At 65.8% G+C, this 15,664-nt stretch carries 10 protein-coding genes and 1 pseudogene; 2 read left to right on the forward strand and 9 right to left on the reverse strand.

Translation table 11 applies throughout. The features are described from left to right. Nucleotides 1-325 (forward strand): annotated as a pseudogene (locus tag DY468_RS01360) (bifunctional [glutamine synthetase] adenylyltransferase/[glutamine synthetase]-adenylyl-L-tyrosine phosphorylase); the annotation flags it as partial. Between the two features lie 57 nt (nt 326-382). Here the strand turns inward: DY468_RS01360 and DY468_RS01365 are convergent. Next, the gene (locus tag DY468_RS01365) at nt 383-640 is read right to left on the reverse strand and encodes a hypothetical protein (RefSeq protein ID WP_164601672.1); all 258 of its coding nucleotides are present in this window, start codon (nt 638-640) and stop codon (nt 383-385) included. 78 nt (nt 641-718) lie between these two features. Then, entirely contained in the window at nt 719-1,741 is a 1,023-nt protein-coding gene (locus tag DY468_RS01370; RefSeq protein ID WP_164601674.1) for a helix-turn-helix domain-containing protein, read from the reverse strand. A gap of 404 nt (nt 1,742-2,145) precedes the next feature. Here DY468_RS01370 and DY468_RS01375 point away from each other — a divergent pair, with 404 nt between their 5' ends. Next, nucleotides 2,146-5,616 (forward strand): autotransporter domain-containing protein, encoded by a 3,471-nt coding sequence (locus tag DY468_RS01375; RefSeq protein ID WP_164601676.1) that lies wholly within the window; start codon nt 2,146-2,148, stop codon nt 5,614-5,616. A gap of 307 nt (nt 5,617-5,923) precedes the next feature. Here the strand turns inward: DY468_RS01375 and DY468_RS01380 are convergent, their stop codons facing one another. From DY468_RS01380 to oxlT, 7 genes are all read right to left on the reverse strand, one after another. Then, nucleotides 5,924-8,233 (reverse strand): PAS domain-containing sensor histidine kinase, encoded by a 2,310-nt coding sequence (locus DY468_RS01380; RefSeq protein ID WP_164601678.1) that lies wholly within the window; start codon nt 8,231-8,233, stop codon nt 5,924-5,926. 204 nt (nt 8,234-8,437) lie between these two features. Further along, nucleotides 8,438-9,817: a cation-efflux pump gene (locus tag DY468_RS01385; RefSeq protein WP_164601680.1), complete on the reverse strand. Its 1,380-nt coding sequence runs from the start codon at nt 9,815-9,817 to the stop codon at nt 8,438-8,440. Nucleotides 9,818-9,948: 131 nt separating this feature from the next. Beyond that, nucleotides 9,949-10,920 carry a zinc-binding dehydrogenase gene (locus DY468_RS01390; RefSeq protein ID WP_164601681.1) on the reverse strand — a complete coding sequence of 324 codons (972 nt, stop codon included), beginning with the start codon at nt 10,918-10,920 and terminating at the stop codon, nt 9,949-9,951. Nucleotides 10,921-10,965: 45 nt separating this feature from the next. After that, entirely contained in the window at nt 10,966-11,961 is a 996-nt protein-coding gene (locus DY468_RS01395; RefSeq protein ID WP_164601683.1) for an NAD(P)H-dependent flavin oxidoreductase, read from the reverse strand. 248 nt (nt 11,962-12,209) lie between these two features. After that, entirely contained in the window at nt 12,210-12,995 is a 786-nt protein-coding gene (locus DY468_RS01400) for a fumarylacetoacetate hydrolase family protein (RefSeq protein WP_164601685.1), read from the reverse strand. Nucleotides 12,996-13,213: 218 nt separating this feature from the next. After that, nucleotides 13,214-14,194: a 2-dehydropantoate 2-reductase gene (locus DY468_RS01405; RefSeq protein WP_164601687.1), complete on the reverse strand. Its 981-nt coding sequence runs from the start codon at nt 14,192-14,194 to the stop codon at nt 13,214-13,216. A 100-nt stretch (nt 14,195-14,294) separates the two neighbouring features. Continuing rightward, nucleotides 14,295-15,587 carry an oxalate/formate MFS antiporter gene (gene oxlT, locus DY468_RS01410; RefSeq protein WP_164601689.1) on the reverse strand — a complete coding sequence of 431 codons (1,293 nt, stop codon included), beginning with the start codon at nt 15,585-15,587 and terminating at the stop codon, nt 14,295-14,297. Nucleotides 15,588-15,664: the final 77 nt, after the last annotated feature.

Below are 15,664 nucleotides of genomic sequence, written 5' to 3' on the forward strand. Positions count from 1 at the left end.
GCTCGGCAACGCAAACCAGGCGCCGGATATTCTCCACGTCAACACGCTCGCCGCGCTCGACAATGCGACGCGGCTCGGCTTCCTGGCCTCCGCCGACGCCGAGGTACTGCGGCCCGCGGCGCGGCTGTATCAGGACCTGACGCAGATCCTGCGGCTGTGCGTCAGCGAGAAGTTCAAGCCTGAAACCGCCGGCGACGACCTGTTGCGGGTGATGGTGCGGGCCGGCGATGCGCCGGACTTCTCGTCACTGCAGGCGCGGGTGAAGGAAACCCAGTCCGACGTGCGCGCGATCTTCAACCGCCTGATCGGCGGCGAGGGCGCGTAGCGAGCGGCGCAGCGATCCGCGGCGCGATCGCTGCGTGCTCGTGCAGCCAGCTTGCGATTACTTCGCCGCTTCGGCGCCGGCCGCCGGCACCTGCTCGCAATCCATCGAATACACCAGCTTGCCGCTCGCGGTGTGACCGATCGGCTGGCAGCCGGTGACGCCATCGTCGGCCAGCGCTGCAGCGGCACCGCGCGCCTCCGTCGGCGCTTCGTCCTGCTTGGTCATGACGACGTAGCCGATGCCGACCGCTGCGCCGACGATCGCCAGTCGAAACATCCAGACCGAGGTCTGATGGAAGGCGGCACTGAAGTCCACGGCCGGGCTCCTTGCGTCAATCGTTGCCCGCTCTTACACGGCGGCTTCGAAGCCGGACAAGCCGGCTTTTCGGCTAGCTCAGCCGGCCTGCCGCAGCGGATCCTGCGCCACGGCCGTCCACCATTGCTGCACCACGGCCGGGCTGGTGAGCTGAATTGTTGAGGAAGCATCGAGCTGCGCCTTGCGATAGGCGCTGGCGGTGACGCCGAACCGGGCGCGGAACGTGCGGCTGAAATGCGCCTCGCTCTTGAAGCCGAGATCGGACGCGAGGCGTGACAGCCGCCGCGTCTCCAAGGGATCGGCGAGAGCCGCCTGCACGGCGAGCAGGCGCCGTTCCTGGACATAGCGCATCACCCCGCCGCGATCGGCCAGCAACCGGTACAGCGACGCGCGCGACACCTCGAGCTGCTGCGCCAGCCAGTCGGGCGACAGCTCTGGCCGTGCCAAGTTGTCGCGGATCAGCGCTTCGGTGAGTGCCAGAATGGTCTCGTCGGCGCCGCGTTGCGGTGCGAGGTCCGCCTCGGCGGTCGGCGCCAGCAGCCGGCGCAGGAAGTCGGCAGTCTCCGCAACGGTGGCTGCGACATCGGCCTCGGTCAGTTGCGCGCTGCGCTCCTGCAGCGAGCGGATATAGGCGGCCAGCAGGTCGTTGCGCAGCGGGTCGAGCCTCGGCTTGAGGCTGTGCAGCGGCACGCCGGCCAGCAGTCGGCGCGGCACGATCAGGCACATCGTGTTCGACGCGAACGCACGGGTCGAGATCGGGCAGGCGAGATCGATCAACGCCACCTTGCCGGGGCCGATCACGGTCTGCTGCCGCGTCACCTCGCCGTTGAAGCCGCCTGAAACATAGAGGTGCAGCAGCAGGTGGTCCGGCGTCAGCGCGATGCGCTGGGGGTCGCGGACGAAATCCTGGGCGTTGAACGCGACTTTGGCGACCACAAGGTCGCCGATGATGATGCCGGACGCCGAACCGGTCGGCGTCTTCCGGCTCGGCGCACAGGGACGCGGCTCGAACAGCGGCGAGATCACCGCGCTCCAGGTCGCGAATGCGTTGGCCTCATCGAGGCCGGAGGTCACGTAATAGAGACGGGGAAGGGACGCCATCGGGTCGATTGATCTTCAAGCCGGCTCGATCATTTGTCGGTTTCTCGTGCCGCCTCGCGGCCAGTTGGTTCCAGCCTAGCGGCTTTTTCCGAGGATGACGATTCGTCTTCGCGCTGCCCGCAGCCGGATGCGACATTCTCGTATTGCGCGCGCTGCGTGTATCGCTGTTGGCGGCGGTTCGGTGGCCCGACGAGGGCGCCGCGTGCGGTTTTGAGACGCAAGGTCAAAGGAAAGCGTCGCCGTCAACCTGAATCCAAACGTTCTGCTCTGTCGCGATGCGTTCGCACCGAATTAGAACGGGACGAACACCGCGGCGGAGTGCTCATCGATCAGTTCGCCGACCGGAGATAACAGACGGCTGCGCCGGCGGGAGTGGCGCATGCCGAACTAGCAAGGGGAAGTCCGTGAGCACCGTGGGGCGTTTTCGTCATCTCTCGTCGCTGCTGTTGTGTACGACGTTTCTTGTCAGTGCTCCGGTGTCGGCGGCTTTGTATGCGGCCGAGTCGGCAGCCAAGCCGCGATCGATCGCAAAGTCGGCGTTGTCGCCCGAGATCAAGGCGCAGTTCGCCGAAGCGATGCGGCAGGGCGAGCGTGCGCTGATCGCACAGGCTTACGACAGCACGTATCGCGATCCTGGGCTGCGCGACGCGGTGGTGCGCCACGTCTCCGCGCTGGCGCCGACGGCGCTGCGCGATGTCACGACCGCCGCCGATCTCGGCGTGCTCACCTCCGGGCAGCGGATGATGCTTGCGCCGAACGCCGCGCAGGTCCTTGCGACTCGCACCGCCTCCGCTTCGGGGCTGAGCGCGTCGTCGTACCAGAACGTCGCGATGGCGGCGAACAACTCGCCGAACCTGCCGAGCCCGCTGCCGTCCACGGCGCAGCAGACCTGGAACCTCGATCTGATCGGCGCGCAGGGAGCTTACAATCGCGGCTTCACCGGCGCCGGCGTCACCGTCACGGTTGCCGATACCGGGTTCGATACCACCAATGCCGGCCTGATCAACAAGCTGCGGACCAATCTCGGCAGGAACTACGTCTACAGGGACGGCACGACGTACGATCCCACCGAGCTGACGCCACTGACGCCGACCGACATTCACGGCTCGCACGTCGCCGGCATCATCGCGGCAGAGAAGTTCACCAATGTGGACGCCCACGGCGTCGCTTACGACGCCAGCGTGATTCCGCTGCGGATTCTGACCGCGACCGGCTATTCGGTGTTCGGCAGCGGCGATTCTTCCGCGAGCGCGCTGAACTACTTCGCCGGCCTGTCGGGGACGATGGTCTACAACGCCAGCTATGGCCCCAACTTCAACGGTCTGACCAATCTGACGCAATGGACCATCGGCAATATCGATGACGAAGCGGAAGCTGCGCTCAACGCGCTGAAGGCCGGCAAGATCGTCGTCGCCGCCAACGGCAACGATCGCGGTTCCAACCCGCTCGCGGCGCGCAATCCGTCCGGTCTGGCGCTGCTGCCGTTCCTCAATCCGGCTCACGCCGGGCTCGGCGTCTACGACGATCAGGGCCAGAAGATCGACGCCACCGCGCTTCAGCATCAGGATGGCCAACTCATCGCCGTGATGTCGGTCGGCATCACCAAGGCGCCTGCCTGGTACTCGAACCTCTGCGGCGTCACCGCAAGCTGGTGCGTCGCCGCGCCCGGTGGTGACGATCGTACCGGGGCCGAGGTGTACTCGACGGTCCCCGATAACACCTACGCGTTCGAATCCGGCACCTCGATGGCCGCGCCGACGGTGTCGGGAGCGATTGCCGTGCTGATCCAGGCCAATCCGAGCTACAACGCGCAGGACCTGTCGCGCCTGCTGTTCTCGACCACGGAAGATCTCGGCGCGCCCGGCGTCGATGCCGTGTTCGGTTACGGTCTGATCCGGCTCGATCGCGCCACCGACGGGCCGACCACGCTCGCCGCCAACACGGCGGTGTCGGTCGCCGCCGATCAAACCACCTACTGGAGCCGGCTGCTCACCACCGACGGCGACTTCTCCAAAGTCGGCACCGGTATTCTGAGCGTCTCCGGCCGCACCAACGCCGGCGGCAATGTGTTCGCTCAGCTCGGCACGCTCGCCGTCGACGGCACGCTGACGATGTCTGCGGGCCATCGCCTCGAAGTGGCGCAGCCTGCGACCCTGGCCGGCTTTGGTACCATCGCCGGCGACACGGTGATCGCGGGCACGCTGTCGCCGGGCAAGATGGCCAATATCGGCGATCTGGTGAGTAACAATGTGGTGCCGGCCGGCACCGTGCTGAACGGCAACTCGGTCGGCTCGCTGACCTTCAACGGCAACGTCACGCTGACCGCAACGGCCAATACCAGGATCGATATCGACGGCTCGCTGATCGTGCCCGGCGGCCCCGGCACCTACGACAAGATCTACGTCACCGGCGCCGGCAATGTGTTCTACGCGGCCGGCTCGCTGACCCCGGTGCTGCGCGGCAGCGTCGGCACCGTGAGCAACTACACGCCGGCGATCGGCACCGAATTCGCCTTCGTGCAGGCGACCAACGGCGCCAGCACCGCGGGCAGTTTCTCCAATCTGGTGCAGCCGACCTCGGGGCTGCCGGCCAACGGCCGGTTCGACCTGATCTACAGCCCGACCTCGATCACGCTGGTGGTGACCCCGGCGAGCTTCAGCCAGCTCGCCGATGCCGACAAGCTCGCTCCGACGCAACAGTCGATCGCCCGCATTCTCGACAAGGAACGCGCAGCCTCCGGCGAGATGCCGACCGCCAACGAGAAGGCGCTGTACGACGCGCTGTACAAGCTCGACACCCAGGCGCAGTTCGACAAGGCGCTCGATCAGCTCGCCGGGCCCGGCCAGCCGGCAATGGCGAGCGCGCCGCTGCAGGCGTTCACCGGCTTCCTCGGTGCGATCGGCGACCGCCAGGACGCGCTGACGTCCGGCAGCGAAATCGGCCAGAATGGCACCGCGCAGTCGTTCGCCTTGTCCTATGCGGGGCGCAACACGATGAGCGCCGGCACCAGTTCGGCAATGAATGCGTTCGCCAGCATCTCGCCGGCCGAGCGGGTGCAGGACGGCTGGTCGGTGTGGGGCCAGGGCTTTGGCCGCAACAGCCGGGTCGGTGACAGCGATGGTCTGTCGGGCTCGAAGGCGGTCAGCGCCGGTTTCGCGGTCGGTGCCGATCGCCGGTTCTCGAACAGCTTCAGCGCCGGCGGCGCGTTCGGCTATACGCGCACCACCGCGACCAGCACCGACATGCAGGGCACCGTCGATACTTACGCCGGCGCTGCCTATGCGAGCTGGACGCCGGGCGCCGCCGTGCTCGATGTCCGGATCGCGGCCGGTCCGAGCCAGATGGCGACCAGCCGCCAGATCCTGCTGTCGCCGACCAGCCTGCAGGGCAGCGCCAATGGCGTCGGCGTCGGCACCACGTTCGAGGCCGGCTATCGGTTCGCGATGGGGCACGACGTGACGCTGAAGCCGTTCGTCGGCCTGGCCTGGCAGGGCTTCCGCCGCGATGCCTACAGCGAAAGCCAGCTGCCGATCGGCCTCGTCTACGCGGCACGGACCTACGACAAGCTGACCTCCACGGTCGGCGCGGCGGTGAGCGGGCGGCTGCGGACCATCGACGGCACCACACTGGCGCCGGAGCTGAAGGTCGGCTGGGGCTACGATCTGCGCGACACCACGCTGGTCAGCGAAGCTGCGCTGCTCGACGAAGCGTTCCTGGTCGATGCGGCGCAGCCGGGTCGCAACGCGGCGCTGGTCGGCGCCAAATTGTCCGGCTGGCGCACCGAGACGTTCCGGTTGTTCGCCGCCTATAGCGGCGAATTCCGCAGCAACGCCACCAGCCACCAGGTCTCCGCCGGCGCCCGCGTCAACTGGTAAGCCAACTACGTAGAGTGCATGCAAAGCCCCGGTTCTGAGCGATCAGAACCGGGGTGTTTTTTGCGCGCGTTGGCTGAGGGAGCGGGCTGCCGGCATTGACCAGAACAGCTCGGGATTCCGGGTTCGCGAGCTTGCGCTCGCGCCCCGGAATGACGTTGTGAATGGTAGGTCTCACTCACCACGAGTCATTCCGGGGCGCGCGTAGCGCGAACCCGGAATCTCCTTCCTCAGTGCGGAGTCATGCCAGCGCAGCACAGAGGCAGAGTGTGAATGAGACCGATCGGTGAAGAGAACAGGCCTGACGAGATCAGGCGGCGAGCTGGCGCTGGCGGCAGGCGCGGGGCAGGCTGACCATCACCACGGTGCCTTCGCCGAGCGTCGAGCGCAGGCGCATCGCGCCGCCGTGCAGATTGACCAGCGATTTGGCGATCGCGAGGCCGAGGCCGGAGCCGTGGTAGGTCTTGGTGAGCTGGCTCTCGACTTGCTCGAACGGCTGGCCGAGGCGGCGCAGGGACTGCGGCGGAATGCCGATGCCGGTGTCGGCGATCATCAGCACGATCTGGTCGCCGGCGATCCGGCTGCGCACCGTGACGCGACCGGCGTCGGGGGTGAACTTCACCGCGTTGGACAACAGATTGATCAGGATCTGCTTGATGGCGCGGCGGTCGGCGACGATCGGGATCTGATCGCCGACCTCGGCGCGCAGATCGAGGTGCTTGTGCTCGGCGCGGCCGGCGACGACCTTCAGCGACTCGCCGATCGTCTTGGAGAGGTCGAGCGGCTCCATCTCCAGCCGCATCCGTCCGGCTTCGATCTTCGACATGTCGAGGATGTCGTTGATCACCTCCAGCAGGTAATGGCCGCTGGTCATGATGTCGTGGCAGTATTCCTGGTACTTCTCCGAGCCGAGCGTGCCGAACATGCCGCTGCCCATGATCTCCGAGAAGCCGATGATGGCGTTGAGCGGCGTGCGCAGCTCGTGGCTCATATTGGCCAGGAATTTCGACTTGGTCTGATTGGCTTCCTCGGCGCGGGTTTTCTCCAGCGAGTATTTGTGCGCGAGGTCGACCAGTTCCTTGGTCTTCTTCTCGAGCTGCGCCTGGCTCAGTTTCAGATCGGCGACCGTGGCGCGCAGCCGCAGATCGTTGTCGACCAGCTTCTGTTCGTGAGCCTTGATCCTGGTGATGTCGGTGCCGACCGCGACATAGCCGCCGTCCTTGGTGCGGCGTTCGCTGATGTGCAGCCAGTTGCCGTCGTCGAGCTGCGCTTCGAAGGTGCGGGCGCCCGGTGCGACGCCGCCATTGTCGCACAGCCGGGTGCGGAGCTGCGGCATCCGGCCGACTTCGAGGATGGTCTCGTAGGAGGTGCCGGGTTCGACCGCCGAATCCGGCAGCTTGTGCAGCCGCTGGAAGTGCGAATTGCACAGCACCAGGCGGTTCTCGGAATCCCACAGCACGAAGGCTTCGGGGATGGTCTCGATCGCGTCGCGCAGACGCAGATCGGCTTCGACCGAGCGCTCGGCGAGACTCTTCTGCTCGGTGATGTCGACGGCGATGCCGATCAGATGCTTGTCGGTTGAGTCGGCTTCCTGGGTCAGCTCGCAGCGCATCCGAAGCCAGATCCAGTGACCTTGCGCGTGCCGCATCCGGAAGCTGTGGTCGATGTGATCGACGCGGCCGTCCATCAGTTCGTCGGCGATCGCGAACAGGTCGATGTCGTCGCCCTCGACCAGGGCGTTGACTTCGCCGAAGGTCAACAGGTCGTTGCGGCTCTCGAGCCCGAGCAGGGTGAACATCGATTGCGACCAGAAGATTCGGCCGCGGCCGAGATCCCAATCCCACAGGCCGCAACGGCCGCGGTTGAGGGCGGTGTCGATCCGGCTGCGTACCGCGTCGTTGATCAGGTCGCCTTCGCGGGCGCGAGTCGACTGCCAATGGAATGCGAAGCCGAGGATCAGCACCACGAAACCCGTGGTCGCCGACAGCGTCACTTGCAGTGCGGTGTCCGACCGGAACACCGAGCCGGTGTCCTCCTGAATGATCATGACTTGGCCCGGCAGCGACTTCACCACATGCGTGGTCGCCAGCGCAGAGGTGCCGCCCGGCAGCAGGATCTCGGCGATCCCATTCTGCTGGCCGGATTTGGTCAGCGATGCTGCGCCCAGGATTTCGAGAAAGCGGTTGTCGATTCCGGTCGGACTGCCGACCGGCAGCCGCGCGAGAATCCGCTGATCGGCACTGGTGACGATGACGTGGCGTCCGGCGGCGATGCCCCACGACGGAATCAGGCCGGGCAGCAGATCCTGCAGGCGTTCGATCGAGGCGGGACGATCCAGCCTCACGACGCCGATGTGTTCGAGCCGCTCGGCCAGCAGATCGGCGAGCGCACTGAGATCGCGGTTCAGCGCACCGCGCTTCTGTTTGCCCTGCTCGATGATCTGAACGGCGGCGCCGAAGAAGATGGTGACGAGGAAAGCGATGATCAGCAGAGGGACTGCTCGCCGCAAGATCGGCTCTGCATTCAGCAGGCGATGATACGCGGGTTTAGCGATCGATTGCGCCAATCCTTTGATCGAATCAGATTGACCGCACGCGTCCGCCGCCTGCACGCGCGCCATACGTGGCCCCCACCAAGTATCCGTCTGCCCCGTTCGAGCAGCGAGCGCCGTTCGAATCACAGTTAGGATTTGAATCGACTTTTAGCGGGCTGTCGAGAGTCAACGATTCCGGGGGTCTGAAAAATCCTTATCCAAAGGTGAATCGCGCCGACATTTTTTCGTGAGTCGAGTCCGAAACGAGAACGGCTGCGGCGTGCGCAGCGCTCAATCGGCGTTCGGCGGCTCGGCGTGACTGATCACGCGCTTCACGCTCGGGAATTCGGCACGCAGGCGACGCTCGATCTCGTCGACATGATCGTGCACGGCGATCACGCTCATCGACGGATCGGCGTAGCAGTGGAAGTTGACGATCTCGCCGGCCTCGGTGTCGCGGACGCGGACGCTGTGGACGTCGTGGATCGCGCCGTTGCGGGTGAGATTGTTCAGTGCCGTGCGGATCTCCGCGACGCGCGACGGCGCCGCGTCGTAACCTTGCGGCAGTTCGGGCTCCAGCGGCTCGATATGGGTGTCGACTTCGACGTCGGTGCCGAAATCCTCGCGGATGTGATCCTCGAGCCGGTGCGCGATGTCGTGGGCGTCGATCAGCGGCATCTCGCCGTCGACCTCGAGATCGATGCTGACGATCAGCTTGTGGCCGAGATCGTGCACCGTGACGTGATGCACGGCGAGGCCGGAATTGCGCGCGATCACCATGATGCGCTCGCGCACGCTTTCATTGTCGCGGGCCACCGGAATTGCCGTGAAGGTGAGGTCGGCATCGCCGAACTCGGCGGTGAGCGATTCCTGGGCCTTGCGATTGATCTCGTCGATGCGGTCGATCGGATAGGTGCGGGGCACTTCGACCAGGGCGTCGATGAAATGCGTCGGGCCGACCATGCGGGTGCGCAGCCGCTCGATGCCGACCACGCCCGGCACAGCCGTGATGACGTCGCGCGCCTTCTCCGACACGCCGTCCGGCGCGCGGTCGAGCAGAGTCTGGATCGTCGAGCGGCCGAGCCGCAGGCCGAGGATCGAGACGATCGCCGCGACGCCGATCGCCGCGGCGGCGTCGCCCCAGGCGAAGCCGAAAGCCGACAAGCTCAGGCCGGCGATCACCGCGAACGAGCTGAGCACGTCGGAGCCGAAATGCAACGCGTCGGCGGCCAGCGCCTGGCTTTTGGTGGCGACCGCGGTCCGATGCAGCGCCCAGGCACGCCACAGATTGACGACGATGTCGACGCCGAGAATTGCGAAGGCCAGATAGGAGAAGGTCGGCGGAGTCGAGCCTTCGCTCAGCCGGCTGTAGGCTTCGACCAGGATGCCGCCGGCCAGAACATAGAGCAGGGCGATCACGCCGAGCGCCGACAGACTCTCGATCTTGCCGTGGCCGTAGTGATGCGCGTCGTCGGCCGGCCGGTCCGAGATCCGCACCACGAACCAGGTGATGATGGTGGCGACCAGATCGATCGAGCTGTGCAGCGCTTCGGAGATCAGCGCCAGCGAGCCGATGGCGATGCCGATGGCGAATTTCGCCGCCGCCATGCTCGCACTCGCGACGACGGAGATCGCGGCCACTCGCGATTTGGTGCTGGCGATATCGTTCATAGCGCGGGATTTAGCAGTCTCGTGCGACGCCGGAAAGGCACCGGATCCGTGACGCTGGTGGGTAACGGGTCCGTTCGCACAAGCTGCGAATTAGTTTCAATTAAGATGGCCGTGGCCGGTGCGAAACCGGCTCAGATCGTCACCACGATCTTGCCGAAATGGCGATTGGCTTCCATGTGCGCGAACGCGGCGCCGATCTCGGCGAACGGGAACACCTTGTCGATCGGTAGCTTCAGGCTGCGCGATTCGATCGCCGGCCAGATGTCGCCCCGGACTTGGCGGAAGATCTCGCGGATCTCCTCGATGCTGCGGCTGCGGAAGGTGACGCCGACATAGTCGATCCGGCGCGCGGCATGCAGATCGAAGTTGAACTCGGCATGGGTGCCGCCGAGCCGGCCGACATTGACGATGCGGCCGAGCACGCGGGTGGCGGCGAGGTTCTGATTGGCGACCTTGCCGGAGACCTGGTCGATCACGAGGTCGACGCCGGCACCGCCGGTCGCGGCGAGCACCTGATCGACCCAGCCGTCGCCGGAGGAATCGATCGCCAGATCGGCGCCGAACTGGTGCAGCTTGTCGCGCCGGCCCTTGTCGGTCGACGAGCCGATCACCGTGCGGGCGCCCTTCAGCTTGGCGATTTGCATCGCCATCAGCCCGACGCCGGAGCTGGCGCCTTGCACCAGCACCGATTGGCCGGAGCGCAGCTTGCCGATCGCCATGACCGCGTTGTGCATCGTGGTGAGGGCGACCGGCAGGGTGGCGGCGTCCTCGAAGCTCATCTTGTCCGGGATCGGCAGCAGCCGGCCGTGGTCGGCGAGGGTGTACTCGCCGAACGCGCCGGTGCCGGAGCCCATCACCCGGTCGCCGACCTTGCAGCCATAGGCCTCGTCGCCGACCGCTTCGATTTCGCCGGCGAACTCCATGCCGAGTACGGCGCCGACGCCCCCGGCGGCGCCGTGGGCGTGGCCCTTGGTCATGCCGAGGTCGGCGCGGTTGAGCCCGCAGGCGCGGACCCGGATCAGGACTTGCGGACCTTTCGGCGCCGCCGGCTTGTCGACTTCGGTGATGGCGGCGCCGGCGGCGCCGTAGACATAGGCTTTCATCACAAGCTCGTCCTGTTCTCGCGGCGCCGGCCCGGCGCGCGCGTCTTACTCCGCGGCCTCGCGTGCGCCGCCCGAGGTCATGGCTTCGAGCCGGCCGCGGATGATCGCTTCCGCCTCGCGCACGATCCGCGACACCAGCTCGGCGCAGCTTGGAATATCATGGATCAGGCCCTGCACCATGCCCGCCGACCATACGCCTTCGTCGGTGTCGCCGTTGACATAGACCATCTTGCCGCGCGAGCCGGCGACCAGCTCCTTGACCTGCTCGAAGGTGGCGCCCTGCTTCTCCAGCTCGATCACCTGCTGGCTGATCGCATTCTTGGCGACACGTGAGGTGTTGCGCAGGGTGCGGAAGATCAGGTCGGTGGAGCGCTCGTCGTTGGCGACGATCTTCTCCTTCACCGCCTGATGGATCGGGCTCTCCTTGGTGCACATGAAGCGGGTGCCCATGTTGATGCCGTCGGCGCCGAGCGCCAGCGCCGCGACCAGGCCGCGCGCATCGGCGAAGCCACCGGAGGCGATCATCGGGATCTTGATCTTGTCGGCGGCGGCCGGGATCAGCACCAGGCCGGGGGTGTCGTCCTCACCCGGGTGGCCGGCGCATTCGAAGCCATCGATCGAGATGCCGTCGACACCCATCCGCTCCGCCGACAGCGCGTGGCGGACGCTGGTGCATTTGTGCAGCACCTTGACGCCGTGCTTCTTGAACTCCTCGACGTGCTCCTGCGGCTTGTTGCCGGCGGTCTCGACGATTTTGACGCCGCTCTCGATGATGACGCGGCGATACTCGGCATAAGGCGGCGGCTTGATCGCCGGCAGGATGGTGAGATTGACGCCGAACGGCTTGTCGGTCATCTCGCGGCAGCGCGCGATTTCCTTGGCGAGATCTTCCGGCGTCGGCTGCGTCAGCGCGGTGATCATGCCGAGCGCGCCGGCATTGGCGACGGCGGCAACCAGCTCGGCCCGGCCGACCCATTGCATGCCGCCTTGCACGATCGGATGTTCGACGCCGAAGGCTTCGGTGAAACGGGTCTTGATCATTTGGGTCCCCCTTGGACATTCCGGCGCCTGACGCGCCTGTTGCTGTTGCTGTTGCTGGCGGCCGGGAGATTGCCGAAGCGCCAGCGAAATGTCCAATGCGTGGGGAGGGGAGCGTCATCTCACCGAGTCATTCCGGGGCGCTCGCGCCAGCGAGCGAACCCGGAATCTCGGCGTCGTGAAAACAACTTCGGGATTCCGGGTTCGCGTTTTCGCGCGCCCCGGAATGACGTGTGTGTGGCGAGAGAGCGTCAGGCTTTCGCCGTCTGGCGGAATTCGTTGTGCAGTTCGCCGATGCCTTCGATCGCGATGGTGACGGCGTTGACCGGCTCCTTCATCACGCCGACGCCGACCGAGGTGCCGCAGCAGATCAGGTCGCCGGGCTCCAGCGTCATGTCGTGCGACAACAGGCTGACGAGCTTGTGCGGAGCAAAGATCATGTCGGCGACCGGATAGTTCTGCCGCTCAGCGCCGTTGAGGATGGTGCGGATCGATAGCGCCTGCGGATCGAGCCCGGTGGCTATCGCCGGGCCGAACGGACCGAAGCCATCGAAGCTCTTGGCGCGCGCCCATTGCGGGAAGCTCGGATCGCGATTGAGGATGTCGGCGGCGGTGATGTCGTTGACGCAGGTGTAGCCGAAGATGTGCGACGCGGCATCGGCTTCGGAAATGTTGCTGGCGCGCTTGCCGATCACGATGCCGAGTTCGCCCTCGTACACCACCTTGCCGTCGTAGGAGGCGGGACGGTTCACCACGGCACCGTGCGCCGCGACGCTGGTGGTGGCTTTGAGGAAGTACAACGGCTCCGCCGGAATCGACTGGTTCAGTTTCGCAGCGAGCGCGCGAAAATTGTTCCACAGCCCGATGATCTTGCCGGGTGCGCATGGGCTGAGCAGCTCGACATCGCCGAGCTGCAGCGTCTGCCCGGTCGGTTTGTTGGCGCCGAACATGTCGCCGTCAAGCACGGTGATATCGGAATGCGCGATCGTGCCGAACCCGACCGCGCCCTTGGCGCGAAAGCGAACCCATTTGGTCACGGCGATGGTCTCCTTTGTCGTTCCGATAACTGAAGCTCTTTCAGCGTCATTGCGAGGAGCGTAGCGACGAAGCAATCCAGCTCCGTGCCCGGCGCTTCTGGATTGCTTCGCTGCGCTCGCAATGACGGGGAGAGGCTTCGTTGCTAACAACCTCGGGATTCCGGGTTCGCTCGCTGGCGCGAGCGCCCCGGAATGACGGGGTGTGGGACGGTGAACCGTCAGTACAGCCCCGCCACCTTGGCGCGCTGGATCACGAGGCCGAGCACGGCGTCGATCGCGGGCGTCGGGATGCCGGTCATCTTGCCCATCTCCTGCACCACGGTGACGAGCGGATCGATCTCCATCGGGCGGCCGCGTTCCAGGTCCTGCAGCATCGAGGTCTTGTGGGCGCCGACCTTGCGGGCGCCTTCGATGCGGCGTTCGACGTCGACGCGGAACTTGACGCCGAAGGTCTCGGCGATCTGTTGCGCCTCCAGCATCATCGCCTTCGACAGCGCGCGGGTGGCCGGATCGGACGCGATTACGTCGAGCGTCGCATGGGTGAGCGCGCTGATCGGATTGAAGCAGACATTGCCCCACAGCTTCAGCCAGATCTCGTCGCGGATGCGATCGAGGATCGGCGCTTTCAGCCCGGCAGCTTCGAACACCTTCGACAGGTTCTCGACGTCCGACGTGGTTTCGCCCGACGGCTCGCCGATCGGGAATTTGTCGCCATAGACGTGGCGGATCACGCCGGGCGCTTCGATCTCGGTCGCCGGATAGACGATGCAGCCGATGCCGCGCTCAGGGCCGAGTTCGTTCCACTGCCGCCCGCCGGGATCGATGCTCTCCAGCGTGCGCCCTTCGAATTCGGCGCCGCCATGCTTGTGGAAGTACCAATACGGCACGCCGTTGACGGCGGTGACGATGCGGGTGTGCGAGCCGAGCAGCGGCTTCATCGCGTCGATCGCGCTGGTGATCGAATGCGCCTTCAGACAGATGATGATGACGTCCTGCACGCCGAGATCGGCCGGCTTGTCGGTGGCGTTGGGCTGGATCACCCGCTCTTCGCCCTCGATCAGCAGCTTGAGCCCGTTTTCCTTCATCGCCTGCAGATGCGCGCCGCGCGCCACCAGGCTGACGTCGGCGGCGCCGGATCGGGCGAGCTGAACGCCGAGATAACCGCCGATTGCGCCGGCGCCATAGATACAGATCTTCATGCGATTTCCCATCAGACAGACGACAAGACAGGCGTGGCCGTTCGGCCACGCCGCGGTGATACCAGATTGGCCTGTGGCGCGGACGTCGCCGCCGCGCCGATCAAACCATTTCGCTTTTGGCGACGACGCTGCGCCGCCACGGCTTGAGCACCAGTAGTGCCAAGAGCGACGCCAGGATGTTGGCGGCCGCCGCGATCAGGAACACCAGATCCCAACTGCCGCTGGATTGCTGTAGCGAATTGGCGAACGGCACCAGCAGCGCCGCCGTGCCCTTGGCGGTGTAGAGCAGCCCCGCATTGGTGGCGGCGAACTTCGCCCCGAACGTGTCGGTGCAGGTCGACGGGAACAGCGAGTAGATCTCGCCCCAGGCGAAGAACACCAAGCCCGACAGCAGCACGAACCACACCGGATCGTGCCCGAAGATGTGCAACGTGTAGATGCCGATGCCTTCGAGCCCGAACGCGATGAACATCGTGTTCTCGCGGCCGATCTTGTCCGACACCCAGCCGAAGAACGGCCGCGTCAGGCCGTTGAGGATGCGATCGAACGTGGCCGCGAACGTCACCGCAGTCATCGTCATCGCCATCAACGTGACGGGCGTGTCGGCGATCTTCCAGTCGGCAGCGATCGGCTTCAGATTGGCTGTGACCATCAACCCGCCGGCACCGACGATCACGAACATGAAGTACATCAGCCAGAACACCGGCTGTCGCAGGACTTCGGTCGGCCGGTAGTCGCGCCGTGTCTGGAACACGTTGGCGTTGCGGGTGGGAGAGGGCACCTGTCCCGGCTTCGGCGCGAGCAGCAGCAGCGACAGGAACACGATCACGATGCCCTGGCCGAGACCGAAATACATGAAGGTGGTCTGAAAGCCGGAGTCGCGGATCATTGCCTGGATCGGCGCCACGGTGAGCGCCGAGCCGGCCCCGAAACCCGCCGCCGTCAGTCCGGCCGCCAGGCCGCGTTTGTCGGGAAACCATTTCAGCGCGTTGCCGACGCAGGTGCCGTACACCGCGCCGGCGCCGATCCCGGCGACGATCATGCCGAGATAGAAGCCCGACAGCGTCGTCGCATGCGCGTTGATCGCCCAGCCGATCGCACACAGGATGCCGCCGATCAGCACCACCAGACGCGGCCCGTATTTGTCGACGAACCAGCCTTCGATCGGCACCAGCCAGGTCTCGAACAATACGAAGAGAGTGAATGCCCATTGGATCGAGGCGCGGTCCCAGCCGAAGGTTTTCTGAATGTCGGGGACGAAGAACGTCCAGCCGTATTGATAGTTGGCGATCATCACCATCGCGCCGACGCCGATGGCGAGTTGCGTCCAGCGATAGCTTTCACTCACGCGCCGCGTTTGAGCGGCGGGCACTCCATGCACAGTGTCCGTCATGTTTCCTCCGTGAGCCGGCGCCTCTGTCGGGAGCCGTACCGTCGCCATTGTGATCGTGCTAATCACAAGGCGCAAGG

The organism is Rhodopseudomonas sp. BR0M22, from assembly GCF_010907035.1.
In the GTDB taxonomy this organism is placed as follows: domain Bacteria; phylum Pseudomonadota; class Alphaproteobacteria; order Rhizobiales; family Xanthobacteraceae; genus Rhodopseudomonas.

Coding starts and splice junctions, on each gene's coding strand:
- DY468_RS01370 (WP_164601674.1), bottom strand. CDS start 1,741: ATGGCGTCCCTTCCCCGTCTCTATTACGTGACCTCCGGCCTCGATGAG.
- DY468_RS01380 (WP_164601678.1), bottom strand. CDS start 8,233: ATGGCGCGCGTGCAGGCGGCGGACGCGTGCGGTCAATCTGATTCGATC.
- DY468_RS01385 (WP_164601680.1), bottom strand. CDS start 9,817: ATGAACGATATCGCCAGCACCAAATCGCGAGTGGCCGCGATCTCCGTC.
- DY468_RS01390 (WP_164601681.1), bottom strand. CDS start 10,920: ATGAAAGCCTATGTCTACGGCGCCGCCGGCGCCGCCATCACCGAAGTC.
- DY468_RS01395 (WP_164601683.1), bottom strand. CDS start 11,961: ATGATCAAGACCCGTTTCACCGAAGCCTTCGGCGTCGAACATCCGATC.
- DY468_RS01405 (WP_164601687.1), bottom strand. CDS start 14,194: ATGAAGATCTGTATCTATGGCGCCGGCGCAATCGGCGGTTATCTCGGC.
- oxlT (WP_164601689.1), bottom strand. CDS start 15,587: ATGACGGACACTGTGCATGGAGTGCCCGCCGCTCAAACGCGGCGCGTG.